Origin of the sequence: Luteimonas salinisoli (assembly GCF_013425525.1) — a bacterium.
GTDB lineage: Bacteria > Pseudomonadota > Gammaproteobacteria > Xanthomonadales > Xanthomonadaceae > Luteimonas > Luteimonas salinisoli.
This window is the reverse complement of sequence record NZ_JACCKA010000071.1, coordinates 20,247-31,611: the sequence shown is the minus strand read 5'-3', so window position 1 is coordinate 31,611 and position 11,365 is coordinate 20,247. Positions and strand designations below refer to the sequence as shown.

Here is an 11,365-nt window from a genome sequence, read left to right as displayed (position 1 = left end):
GAGGTGCCGGCGGGCGTGAACGGCCCGTTGAGCATCACCACCAGCGGCGGCAGCGGCGACGTGTCGCTGCACGTCAGCCTGGACGAGGAACCGGATGCCGGTGCCGGCGACTGGAACTCGACCCGTCCGGGCAACAGCGAGCTGGTCCGCATCAACGGTCCCGCAGCCGGCGTGTACTACGTCAAGCTGGTGGGCGTGCATGCGTTCAGCAACCTCACTCTGCAGGCCCGGCACGACTGATCTTCGCGATCGTTCGCGGAAACCGGGCGCCCCGGCTACGGCCGGGGTTTCCCGCGCCCATTCCCGTGCAGGCGGTGGTGACGTAGTCTGCGCGGGATGAAGCTCGCCATCCTCTCGCGCAACAGCAAGCTCTACTCGACCCGGCGCCTGGTCGAGGCGGCGCGCGCGCGCGGCCACAGCGTGCGCGTGCTCGACCCGCTGCGCTGCTACATGCGCATCGCCGCGGACGGCTTCTCGATGCACTACAAGGGCCGGCCGCTGTCCGGCTACGACGCGGTGATCCCGCGGATCGGCGCCTCCATCACCCGCTACGGCAACGCAGTGCTGCACCAGTTCGAGCTGATGGGCGTCTACACCCCCAATGCCTCGGCGGCGATCGCCCGGGCGCGCGACAAGCTGCGCTGCCACCAGCTGCTCGCGGCGCAGGGGATCGACCTGCCGGCCACCGTGTTCGGCGACAACCCCGACGACACCGCCGACCTGCTGTCGATGCTCGGTCCGCCGCCGCATGTGATCAAGCTCAACGAGGGCGCGCAGGGCGCGGGAGTGATGCTGACCGAGAAGCCCTCGGCCTCGCGCAGCGTGATCGAAGCGCTGCGCGGCCTGTACGCGAATTTCCTGGTGCAGGAATTCGTCGGCGAGGCCGAGGGTCGCGACCTGCGCTGCCTGGTGGTGGGCGACGTCGTAGTCGCGGCGATGCAGCGCGAGGCGCCGCCGGGCGATTTCCGCTCCAACCTGCACCGGGGCGGGAGCGGCCACGCCGCGCTGCCGTCGGCGGACGAGCAGGCGCTGGCCGTGCGTGCCGCGCGGGCGCTGGAGCTGGGCGTGGCCGGGGTCGATCTGATCCGATCGCGGCGCGGGCCGCTGGTGCTCGAGGTCAACGCCTCGCCGGGCCTGGAGGGCATCGAGGCGGTCGCCGGCGCGGACCTGGCCGGGCGCATCGTCGATTTCGTCGCCTCGGCGGCGGCCGCGCTTCCGCGCAAATCCCCGTCCCGCCGCCGAATTAATGAAAAAATAACATCCGGCTTAACCGGCGTTTAATCGTCCGCGGCGTAGCTTGCTGGTCCGCGATCCGCCGGCCTTCTGTTCCTTTGCAGCCAGCCGGCCGGCAGATTACGGGCAATCGGGGCAGTACTCATTGACCCAGGCGAGCCATCGCCTGGGTCTTTTGTATCGGCGCCCGCCGCGGCTGCGGGCCCGACGCGGGCTTCGCATGGCCGTGTGCCAGAATCCCCGCACTGCCGGGAAACCCCGCACCGGCATTGCGGTCGAACGAACTCCCGTCTCTCCCGACACCCCCAACGGAACCCACTGGCGATGCGCATACTCGTGATCGAAGACAACCAGGACATCGCCGCCAATCTCGGCGACTACCTGGAGGACCGCGGCCATACCGTCGACTTCGCCGCAGACGGGGTCACCGGGCTGCATCTGGCGGTGGTCCACGAGTTCGACGCGATCGTGCTCGACCTCAACCTGCCGGGCATCGACGGGCTCGAGGTCTGCCGCAAGCTGCGCAACGAGGCGCGCAAGCAGACCCCGGTGCTGATGCTGACCGCGCGCGACTCGCTGGAAAACAAGCTCTCGGGCTTCGATTCCGGCGCCGACGACTACCTGATCAAGCCGTTCGCGCTGCAGGAGGTCGAGGTGCGGCTCAACGCGCTTTCGCGGCGCGGCCGCGGCGTGCAGACCCGGGTGCTGGAGACCGCCGACCTCGAGTACAACCTCGACACCCTGGAAGTGCGGCGCCAGGGCAAGCTGCTGCAGCTCAACCCCACCGCGCTGAAGATCCTGCAGGCCTTGATGGAGGCGGCGCCGGCGGTGGTCACCCGACAGGAGCTGGAGACCCGCGTCTGGGGCGAGGAGCTGCCGGATTCGGATTCCCTGCGCGTCCACATCCACGGTCTGCGCGCGGTGGTCGACAAGCCCTTCGAGACGCCGCTGATCCAGACCCGCCACGGCATCGGCTACCGCATCGCCGCGCCCGAGGGCGGCAGCTAGTCCACGCCGGGGTTGGCGCCGCGCTTCCCGCACATGTCGACAGACCCCAAGCCCGCGGCATCCGCACGCCGGGCCAGGCGCTACCGGCGACGCCTGCGTAGCCGCATCATCCTGTCCTTCGTCCTGCTCGGATTCGGCCTCACCGCGCTGTTCGCGTTCCTGACCCAGGAGGCGCGCAACCGCGTCGAGAACGACCTGGTGGAGGACGTGATGAATCGGAACATCGACGAGTTCGCGCGGCGCTTCTACAGCGATCCCACCCGCAGCCCGGACCTGCCGCTGCAGCAGATGATCGGCCGGGTGGTCAAGCGCGAACGCTTCGAGATGCTCAAGGTCGAGCAGCCGGACTGGTACGAGCTGCCGGACGGGATCCACAACCTCGGCGGCGAGGACGAAGACGGCGAGCGGTTCTCCTACAAGCTGGCGGTGCGCAAGACCCCGGACGAGTGGTTCTTTCTCGCCTACGACATGACCCAGGCCGCGCGCGGAGAGGCGCAGTTCCAGCGGGCGATCCTGGGCTCGGTGCTGCTGGTCTCGATGTTGTCGCTGCTGGTCGGCTGGTGGGCGGCGTCGCGGGTGATGAGCCCGGTTTCCGAGCTGGCCCGGCGCCTGCAGGACTCGGGCAGCAGCGCGCGGCCCGAGGCGCTGGCGGCGCACTTCCCGGACGACGAGGTCGGCCAGCTGGCCGGCGCGCTGGACGACTATGCGGCGCGCCTGACCGAGGTGGTGCAGCGCGACCGCGAGTTCAACGCCGACGTCAGCCATGAGCTGCGCACGCCGCTGGCGGTGATCCGCGGCGCCGCCGAGCTGCTGCTGGCGCGGCCGGACCTGGACGCGAAGACGGAGGCGCGGCTGCTGCGGATCCAGCGCGCCGAGCAGCAGTGCACCGACCTGATCAGCGCGCTGCTGCTGCTCTCGCGCGCCGAGCGCGGCCACGGCGCCACCGACGTGGGGCGCGTGGCGGAGCAGCTGCTCGATGCCCACCGGACCCAGGTCGGCAACAAGCCGCTGGAGCTGCGGCTGGAGGGCGAGGACGGGATGGTGGTGGACGCGCCGGAGGCTGCGGTCTCGGTGGCGCTGGGCAACCTGGTCGGCAACGCCGTCAAGTACACCAACGCCGGCGAGGTGATCGTGCGCCTGTTGCCGGGCGCGGTGGAGGTGATCGATTCCGGCCCGGGCCTCAGCGCCGAGGACGCGGCCCGGCTGTTCGAGCGCGGCTATCGCGGGACCCATGCCGAGCATTCCCAGGGCGGCGGCATCGGGTTGTCGATCGTGCGCCGGCTGTGCGCGCTGTACGGCTGGAGCGTGCGCGTGGTGCCGGGCGAGCGCCAGGGCGTGGTGGCGACGCTGTCGTTCTCGCAGGAGTCCCCTGCCGGCGCCTAGTTCGCGGGCGGGGCTCGGCGGGAAGCGGGCACTGCCGCGGTGCCGGCGGCGTCGGCGTTGCCGCTGGAGAGGGTCCAGCCGACCATGTCGGCGGTCAGTGCCGCCAGCCCCCGTTCGAAGGCCGCGACGACGGCGCCGACATCGGTTCCGCCGGCAGGCACCGCCTGCAGGAAGGTGCGCGAGGCCGCCACGCGCTGGTCGCGGTTGTAAAGCAGCTTCGCGGCGACCTCGATGGTGGCGCTCGGCACTGCGGCGCCGGCATAGTCGGATTCGAAGCGGCGCAGGTCCAGGACCAGCTTGTAGTCGGAACGAATGCCGCTTTCGCTGCGCGCCACCGCGTCGATCCGGCCGGAGTCCTCGAACGCGCGCAGCAGGGTGTCCTCGAGCATGTCGGTGGCCGGCTGCGCCCAGGCCGCGCCGGCGTAGACCTCCAGCTCCGACGGCGTCGGTCGCACGTTGATGCGCGGGCTGTCGGTCACCCGCGAGGCCGCGGCGCTGCCGATCGCCAGCTGCCAGTCCACCCGCGGCCAGGAAGGGTCCGGCGCCACGCGCACGTCGGGTGCGTAGATGGTGGCGCGCTCGCGGCCGCCGCCGCCGCCGCCGAGCAGGCCGCAACCGGTCACGGACACGGCCAGCGCGGCCACCAGGGCGGCGCGGGCGAGGACGGCGATGCCGGGATGCGCCGCGGAGGCGGCGCGGAAGGCGGTGTTCATTCGGGTTCGAACTCCTTGGGAGCGTCACGGCCGAGCAGGTAGCGCGCGGGGTTGTTCTCGAGACGGTCGCTGATCCGGCGCAGGTCGCGGATCAGCGAGCGCAGCTCGCCGAGCGTCGGCCCGAGCTGGCCCAGGCCGTCGTTGGCGAAGCTGTTGATGGCGGCGCGGTTCTCGTTGAGGATCGCGTCGGCGCCGTCGGCGGCCGAATCCAGCCGGGTCAGGGTGCGGTCCAGCTTCTCGATCAGCTGCGGCAGTTCCTGCACGAAGCCGCGGTCGAAGTCGGTGATCGCGCTGTTGGCCGAGTCGAGGGTGCGCTCCAGGCGCTCGCTGGCGGCGCGCGCCGAGCGCAGCAGTCCGCCGATGTCCTCGCTGCCCTCGCCGAGCGCACCGGTCACCGCCTCGATATGGGTCAGGGTCCGGTCGACCTTGGCGATGTTGTCCTCGCTGAGCAGCTTGTCGAGGCGTTCGACCAGGCGGTTGGCCGTGTCGGCGATGTTCTGCAGCGCCGACGGCTCGGTGAGGATGATCGGCACCTCGCGGTCGCTCTGCGTCGCCAGCGGCGGCGCTTCCGGGCTGCCGCCGGTGAGCTGGATGATCGGCGGCCCGGTCAGGCTGGTCATCGACATCCGCGCGCGGGTATCCACCTTGATCGGCGTGCGCGCGTCGATGCGCAGCCGCGCCACTACCTGTCGCGGGTCGTCCGGCGACAGCTGCAGGCTCTCCACGGAACCCACCGCGATCCCGTTGTACTGCACGCTGCTGCCTTCCGAGAGCCCGGTCACGGGCTCGTTGAACACCACCGCGTACTCCTCCCAGCTGCGGTCCGAGGCGTACTTGGCGGCCCATAGCGCGAACAGCAGCCCGAACACGGACACCGCGATGGTGAAAGCGCCGATCAGCACGTAGTTGGCTTTGGTTTCCATGCGTCAGGCTTCCAGGGCAGTGCCGCGCGAAGGGTCGCCGTCGCGCGCGCGGCGTGCGGCGCGCGCGCGCGGACCGTGGAAATACTCCTGCACCCACGGGTGGTCGAGCCGCTCGATCTCCTCCAGGGGCGCTGTGGCCAGCACCCTGCGGTCGGCCAGCACGGCGACGCGGTCGCAGATCGCGTACAGGGTATCCAGATCGTGGGTGATGAGGAACACGGTGAGGCCGAGCGCCTGCTGCAGGGTGCGGATCAGCTGGTCGAAGGCGGCTGCGCCGATCGGGTCGAGCCCGGCGGTGGGCTCGTCCAGGAACAGCAGCGGCGGGTCGAGGGCGAGGGCGCGCGCCACCCCCGCGCGTTTGCGCATGCCCCCGGACAGCTGCGAGGGCAGCTTGTCGAGAGTGTCGGCGGGCAGCCCGGCCAGCTTGATCTTGAGCAGCGCCAGCTCGTAGCGCAGGGAGTCGGCCAGGTGCGGGTAGTGCTCCTTGAGCGGCACCTCCACGTTCTCGCCGACGGTCAGCGAGGAAAACAGCGCGCCGTCCTGGAACAGCACGCCGGTGTTGCGCTCGATGTGCAGCCGGGTGCCCGGATCGTCGCTGCGCGCGTCCACGCCCAGCACCTCGATCTGCCCGGCATCGGGGCGGCGCAGGCCGAGGATGGTGCGCATCAGTACCGACTTGCCGCTGCCGGAGCCGCCGACCACGCCGAGGATCTCGCCGCGGCGCGCTTCCAGATCCAGGTCCTCGTGCACGACCTGGCGGCCGAAACGGTTCGCGACGCCGCGGACGCGGACGACGGGTTCTGGGGATTCGGATTCAGCCATTGTCGGGACAGGATAGCGTCGGGCGGGTCGCGACCGGGTGTGCGGCGCCGGTCCGGTCGGGGATCGCATGGCTGCCCGTACCCATCCGGTCACCATCCCATGTGCATGAACCAGATCGCCGCAATCGCGTCGATCACGATCACCAGCGAGATCGCCTGCACCACGCTCGAAGTGGTCCGCTCGCCCACCGACTGGGCCGTGCCCTCGACCTGCAAGCCCTCCAGGCACCCAATCAGCCCGATCAGCAGCGCGAACAGCGGTGCCTTGGACAGTCCCACCAGCATGTGCCGCAGCTCGAAGGTGTCCTGCATCCGCGCCAGGTAGGCCTGCGGCGGGATCTCCAGGCTGAAGGCGCCCACCGAGACGCCGCCGGCCAGGCCGGCGATCATCGCCAGGAAGGTCAGCAGCGGCAGCATCACCAGCAGCGCGATGATGCGCGGCAGCACCAGCAGGTCCACCGGGTCGAGGCCGAGGGTGCGGATCGCATCCACCTCCTCGCGGCTGACCATGGCGCCGATCTGCGCCGTGAAGGCGCTGGCGGTGCGGCCGGCCAGGATGATCGCCGTCAGCAGCACCGCGAACTCGCGCAGGAAGGCGATGCTGACCAGTTCCACCACGAAGATCTGCGCGCCGAAGTCGGCGAGGATGGTGGAGCCGAGAAAGGCGATCACCGCGCCGACCAGGTACGAGAGCAGCATCACCAGCGGCACCGCGTCCAGGCCCACCTGCTCCATGTGGTGCACGGTGGAGGTCAGGCGGAAGCGCGAGGGCTCCTTGAACAGCCGCGCCAGCTTGGCGAGATTCTCGCCGAGGAAGCTCACCAGGGCGATGGCCTCGCGCCAGTTGTCCTGGACCGCGAAGCCGAGCCGCGCCAGCGCCGCCGCGAAGCCGTACTCGCGCCGGTGCGTGGGACGGTCGTCGGCGACGTCGCCGATCGCCTCCACCAGGGTGCGGTGGTCGTCGTGGAAGTGGAATCTGTCGAACGGCAGGTCGCGCCTGCGCGCGAACCGCAGCAGCTGCAGCACGCCCAGCGAGTCGATGCGCTCCACCGAACCGGCGTCGACCTCGCGCGCCTGCTCGGGCGCGTCGCGCAGGCAGGCGCCGATCTCGTCGGCGAAGCCCAGCGTCCACTGTCCGCCGAGGCGGAGCCGCGAGCCGTCTTCGGCGTCGATCTCGATGTTCGGCGGGGTGGCCGGCGCGGTCATGCGGGGCGAAGGTTCCTGGCGCGTTGCGGCGGCCGGTGACGGTGCCGGCCCTGCCATAGAGTACGCAATCGCGGCCGCCGGCGGTGAAGGCGGCCGCGAGCTGTCGGAGCGGCTGCGTGCATGCGATCCTTTGGCGATGACGCGCCCCTCGCCCCGCACCTACGCCTATGCCGCCCGCATCGCCTTCGTGGTCGAGCTGGCCGAGCACCTGCACGCCTACGGCACCACCGCGCAGCGGCTCGAGGCCACGGTGGTCGCGGTGACGCAGCAGCTCGACCTGGACTGCGAGCCCTGGGTGAACCCGACCGGCATGGTGCTCTCGTTCAACGACCCGCAGCGCCCCCCCGGCGACAGCGACACTACCCGGGTGATCCGCCTGGCGCCCGGCGAGGTGGACCTTTACAGCCTGTGCGCCGCCGACCGGATCGCCGAGCAGGTGGTCGCCGGCACCCTCGACCTGGCCGAGGGGCATGCGGCGCTGCGCGAACTCGACCTGCGACGGCCGGGCCGCGGGGGCAAGGCGCTGCAGGTCGCGGCGTTCGTGATGATCGCCGCCGGGGTGGCCGGGCTATGGCGGCTGCCCTGGCTGGACATCGCCACCGCCGCCGTCATCGGCCTGCTGCTGGGACTGCTCGACCTGCTCACGCGCGACGGCCAGCGCCTCAAGGAGGCGGGCGACGCGGTCGCGGGCATGATCGCGGGCTTCGTGGCGATCGCCGTCGCCAGCTTCGTGGCGCCGCTGAACCTCAATACCGTGGTGATCGCGTCGCTGATCGTCATGCTGCCCGGCATGGCGTTGACCAATGCCGTCAACGAACTCACCAGCCAGCATCTGGTCTCCGGCACGGCCCGCTTCGCCGGCGCGGTGACCACGGTGCTCAAGCTCACCGTGGGCACGGTGATCGCCCTGACCCTGGCGCAGCTGCTGGGGCTGGAACCCCAGGTGCGCGCGCTGCGTCCGCAGCCGGACTGGGTGGAATGGGCGGCGCTGGGCATCGCCGCGCTGTCGTTCGCGATCCTGTTTCGCGCCGACCGCCGCGACTACCCGCTGGTGATGCTGGCGGCGGCGAGCGGCTACCTGATCTCGCGCTACGCGGGCGGGCAGTGGGGATCGTCGATCGGCCTGTTCCTGTCCGGCCTGGTGCTCACCGCGGCCGGCAACGGCTACGCGCGCTGGGCCAACCGCCCGGGCGCGGTGATCCGGGTGCCGGGCATCATCATGCTGGTGCCCGGCAGCGCCAGCCTGCGCGGGCTGATGACGCTGATCCAGCAACAGGACGTCGCTGCAGGCCAGCAGGCGATGCTGGCGGTGCTCAACATCATCCTCGCACTGATCGCGGGCCTGATCTTCGGCAACCTGCTGCTGCCGGCGCGCAAGAGCCTGTAGCGGCGCTTGCGCGGGAGGGGCGGCCGACGGACATGAAGAACGCCGGCATCGCCGGCGTTCTTCGCGTCCTGCAGCGCATTACTTCCTGCAGCGCATTACTTCTTGATCAGGAAATCCTCGGGCTTCTTGCCCTTCTTGACCTGCGCGGCCAGCCAGCGCGGCTGCTTGCCGCGGCCGGTCCAGGTCTCGTTCTTGTTGGCCGGGTTACGGTACTTCGGCGCGACCTTGCCGAGCTTGCGTCCCTTGGCGGCCTTCTTCGCGGTCTTGCGGGCCTTCGGTGCGGCGGTGGCGCCGCGGGCGCCGAAGAGTTCGGCGACGGTGTAGCCCTCGGCCTGCGCCAGCGCTTCGAGCTTCCTGCGCACGGCGGCGACGGGTTTGCGCTTCTTGAGGGTGGTCTTGCGCTGCTTCGCCTGGTTGATCAGCGAGTCGAGTTCTCTGGCCGACAGGCCCTGCAGATCGATTGCCATCAATTACTCCGGATCATGGAAAGGGGATACAGCCGTCCCTGGCCATGGCCGGATGGTAATCAGAAACTTAATCATTGACAAATCGGCAGTTAATCGCGGCGCGCGCATGCGCGCGCTTCAGCGTTGGAATCGCGCGTATTTTCAGCGCCCGGCCGCGAGCCGCGCGAACAGGGCGCTGCGATCGAGATTCTCCGCGGCCGCTGCGCTGCGTGCGCGGTATTCGAAGGTACCCGTGGAGAGGCCGCGTTCGGATACCACCACGCGATGCGGAATGCCGATCAGTTCCATGTCGGCGAACATCGGGCCCGGACGCAGGCCGCGATCGTCGAGCGCGGTTTCGATTCCCGCGGCTTGCAGTTCGCGGTACAGCGCTTCGGCCGCCTCGATCACCGCCGGGTTCTGCTTGGGATTGATCACGCACACCGCGACCCGCCACGGCGCCATCGGCTCGGGCCAGACGATTCCTGCCTCGTCGTGGTTCTGCTCGATCGCCGCGGCGACCACGCGCGAGACGCCGATGCCGTAGCAGCCCATCGCCGGCACCGCCTCCCTGCCATTCTCGTCGAGCACCGTGCAGCGCATGGCGTCGGCGTATTTGCGGCCGAGCTGGAACACGTGTCCGACCTCGATGCCGCGCACGATGCGCAGTTGCCCGCCGTCCTCGGCCGGGTCGCCGTCGACCACGTTGCGGATGTCGGCGACGGCGTCGGGTTCGGGCAGGTCGCGGCCCCAGTTGACGCCCGCCAGATGCTCCCCCGGGCGGTTGGCGCCGACGATGAAGTCGGCCATCGCCGCGACCTCGCGGTCGGCGATCACCCGCGCCGGCGCGCGCATCCCGACCGGACCCAGGAACCCCGGCTCGCAGCCAAGATGCGCGGCGATCTCGGCTTCGGTGGCCATGCGGTAGCCGGCCATGCCTTCCACCTTGGCCAGCTTGATCTCGTTGACCTCGTGGTCGCCGCGCACCAGCGCGAGCACGAAGCCCTCGTCGGTCATCGCCGCGATCGACTTCGCGGTACGCGCCAGCGGCACCCCGAGCAGCGCGGCCACGTCCTCGCAGGTCTTCTGCACGGGCGTGGCGACGCTGCGCATGTCCTCGGCGGGCGTCGGCCGCGGCGCGGGCGCCGCGGCACGCGCGGTCTCGACGTTGGCGGCGTAGTCCGAGCCGGTGGAGAAGGCGATGGCGTCCTCGCCGGAATCGGCGAGCACGTGGAACTCCTGCGAGGCGTCGCCGCCGATCGCGCCCGAATCGGCCTGCACCGCGCGGAACTTCAGGCCCAGGCGGGTGAAGATGCGGGTGTAGGCAGCATGCATGTTGCGGTATTCGAGGTCGAGGCCGGCATCGTCGAGGTGGAACGAATAGGCGTCCTTCATCAGGAATTCGCGTGCGCGCATCACGCCGAAGCGCGGCCGGATCTCGTCGCGGAACTTGGTCTGGATCTGGTAGAAGGTCACCGGCAGCTGCTTGTAGCTGGCCAGCTCGTGGCGCGCCAGATCGGTGATCACTTCCTCATGGGTCGGCCCGACGCAGTACCAGGACTCCTTGCGGTCCTGCAGCTTGAGCAGCTGGCCGCCGAACTTGTCCCAGCGACCGGTCTCCTCCCACAGCTCGCGCGGCTGCACCGACGGCATCAGCAGTTCGATCGCCCCGGCGGCGTCCATCTCCTCGCGCACGATCGCCTCGACCTTGCGCAGCACCCGCAGGCCCAGCGGCGACCAGGTGTAGATGCCGGCGGCCAGCTTGCGGACCAGGCCCGCCCGCAGCATCAGCCGGTGACTGGCGATCTCGGCGTCGGCCGGAGTTTCCTTGGTGGTGCGGAGATGGAACTGCGACAGGCGCATCGGCGGGATTCGGCGGGAAAGGACCCGCGATTCTGCCAGCGTTGCGGCCCCGGTGCAGGGTCCTGGCGGCGGGCCGGTCGCCGTGCCGGGCGCGTCCCGAGGGCGTTCAGCGCCGCCGGCCGTCGATCTCGATCCCCTCGCGCGGGGACATGTCGACCTTTTCGTAGGCGCGCCCGGCAGGCGGCTGATCGGTCACCTGCAGGTTGCCGGCGGCGTCGCGCCAGCGATACAGCACCGGACGCGCCTCCTCGGCGTTGGCGGCTGCGGCCTGCTCCGCGCGCGCCTGGCGCGCCTCGATCACCTCCGGGGGATCGCGCGACAGCCACCAGGCCAGCGCGCCGCCCGCGGCCAGGCCCAGCGTCACGGCCCAGGCCAGGCGCAT

The 11,365-nt window shown here is 70.6% G+C and carries 12 protein-coding genes; 5 read left to right on the top strand and 7 right to left on the bottom strand.

The annotated features are described in order from the left end of the window. The 4 genes from H0E84_RS11875 to H0E84_RS11860 form a co-directional block, all read left to right on the top strand. On the top strand, positions 1-240 hold a 240-nt coding region (locus H0E84_RS11875), incomplete at its 5' end, for a PPC domain-containing protein (protein WP_180678860.1). Between the two features lie 96 nt (positions 241-336). Then, positions 337-1,281: a 30S ribosomal protein S6--L-glutamate ligase gene (rimK, locus tag H0E84_RS11870; protein ID WP_180678859.1), complete on the top strand. Its 945-nt coding sequence runs from the start codon at positions 337-339 to the stop codon at positions 1,279-1,281. Between the two features lie 276 nt (positions 1,282-1,557). Next, the gene (locus H0E84_RS11865; protein ID WP_180678858.1) at positions 1,558-2,241 is read left to right on the top strand and encodes a response regulator transcription factor; all 684 of its coding nucleotides are present in this window, start codon (positions 1,558-1,560) and stop codon (positions 2,239-2,241) included. Between the two features lie 33 nt (positions 2,242-2,274). After that, positions 2,275-3,624, top strand: coding sequence for a sensor histidine kinase (locus H0E84_RS11860; RefSeq protein ID WP_180678857.1), 1,350 nt, complete (start codon positions 2,275-2,277; stop codon positions 3,622-3,624). Here H0E84_RS11860 and H0E84_RS11855 read toward each other — a convergent pair. The 4 genes from H0E84_RS11855 to H0E84_RS11840 form a co-directional block, all read right to left on the bottom strand. Beyond that, a complete protein-coding gene (locus H0E84_RS11855; protein ID WP_180678856.1) occupies positions 3,621-4,337 on the bottom strand; it encodes an ABC-type transport auxiliary lipoprotein family protein in 717 nt (238 codons plus the stop codon). The two genes, H0E84_RS11860 and H0E84_RS11855, sit on opposite strands and share 4 nt — an antisense overlap. After that, the gene (locus tag H0E84_RS11850; protein ID WP_180678855.1) at positions 4,334-5,260 is read right to left on the bottom strand and encodes an MlaD family protein; all 927 of its coding nucleotides are present in this window, start codon (positions 5,258-5,260) and stop codon (positions 4,334-4,336) included. Before H0E84_RS11850 ends, H0E84_RS11855 begins: the two co-directional genes overlap by 4 nt. Before the next feature lie 3 nt (positions 5,261-5,263). Beyond that, positions 5,264-6,082, bottom strand: coding sequence for an ABC transporter ATP-binding protein (locus H0E84_RS11845; RefSeq protein ID WP_180678854.1), 819 nt, complete (start codon positions 6,080-6,082; stop codon positions 5,264-5,266). A gap of 89 nt (positions 6,083-6,171) precedes the next feature. Further along, entirely contained in the window at positions 6,172-7,287 is a 1,116-nt protein-coding gene (locus H0E84_RS11840; protein WP_180678853.1) for an ABC transporter permease, read from the bottom strand. A gap of 136 nt (positions 7,288-7,423) precedes the next feature. Here H0E84_RS11840 and H0E84_RS11835 point away from each other — a divergent pair, with 136 nt between their 5' ends. Beyond that, positions 7,424-8,674, top strand: a complete 1,251-nt coding sequence (locus tag H0E84_RS11835) for a threonine/serine exporter family protein (protein ID WP_180678852.1) — start codon at positions 7,424-7,426, stop codon at positions 8,672-8,674. 95 nt (positions 8,675-8,769) lie between these two features. Here the strand turns inward: H0E84_RS11835 and H0E84_RS11830 are convergent, their stop codons facing one another. The 3 genes from H0E84_RS11830 to H0E84_RS11820 form a co-directional block, all read right to left on the bottom strand. Next, positions 8,770-9,141 carry an H-NS histone family protein gene (locus H0E84_RS11830; RefSeq protein WP_180678851.1) on the bottom strand — a complete coding sequence of 124 codons (372 nt, stop codon included), beginning with the start codon at positions 9,139-9,141 and terminating at the stop codon, positions 8,770-8,772. Positions 9,142-9,282: 141 nt separating this feature from the next. Next, positions 9,283-10,983: a proline--tRNA ligase gene (locus tag H0E84_RS11825; protein ID WP_180678850.1), complete on the bottom strand. Its 1,701-nt coding sequence runs from the start codon at positions 10,981-10,983 to the stop codon at positions 9,283-9,285. 106 nt (positions 10,984-11,089) lie between these two features. After that, positions 11,090-11,365, bottom strand: coding sequence for a DUF4124 domain-containing protein (locus H0E84_RS11820; RefSeq protein WP_180678849.1), 276 nt, complete (start codon positions 11,363-11,365; stop codon positions 11,090-11,092).

Bases quoted from the DNA above. Each gene is read 5' to 3' on its own strand.
- rimK (WP_180678859.1), top strand. From the start codon at position 337: ATGAAGCTCGCCATCCTCTCGCGCAACAGCAAGCTCTACTCGACCCGG.
- H0E84_RS11865 (WP_180678858.1), top strand. From the start codon at position 1,558: ATGCGCATACTCGTGATCGAAGACAACCAGGACATCGCCGCCAATCTC.
- H0E84_RS11860 (WP_180678857.1), top strand. From the start codon at position 2,275: ATGTCGACAGACCCCAAGCCCGCGGCATCCGCACGCCGGGCCAGGCGC.
- H0E84_RS11855 (WP_180678856.1), bottom strand. From the start codon at position 4,337: ATGAACACCGCCTTCCGCGCCGCCTCCGCGGCGCATCCCGGCATCGCC.
- H0E84_RS11850 (WP_180678855.1), bottom strand. From the start codon at position 5,260: ATGGAAACCAAAGCCAACTACGTGCTGATCGGCGCTTTCACCATCGCG.
- H0E84_RS11845 (WP_180678854.1), bottom strand. From the start codon at position 6,082: ATGGCTGAATCCGAATCCCCAGAACCCGTCGTCCGCGTCCGCGGCGTC.
- H0E84_RS11840 (WP_180678853.1), bottom strand. From the start codon at position 7,287: ATGACCGCGCCGGCCACCCCGCCGAACATCGAGATCGACGCCGAAGAC.
- H0E84_RS11835 (WP_180678852.1), top strand. From the start codon at position 7,424: ATGACGCGCCCCTCGCCCCGCACCTACGCCTATGCCGCCCGCATCGCC.
- H0E84_RS11830 (WP_180678851.1), bottom strand. From the start codon at position 9,141: ATGGCAATCGATCTGCAGGGCCTGTCGGCCAGAGAACTCGACTCGCTG.
- H0E84_RS11825 (WP_180678850.1), bottom strand. From the start codon at position 10,983: ATGCGCCTGTCGCAGTTCCATCTCCGCACCACCAAGGAAACTCCGGCC.
- H0E84_RS11820 (WP_180678849.1), bottom strand. From the start codon at position 11,365: ATGCGCCTGGCCTGGGCCGTGACGCTGGGCCTGGCCGCGGGCGGCGCG.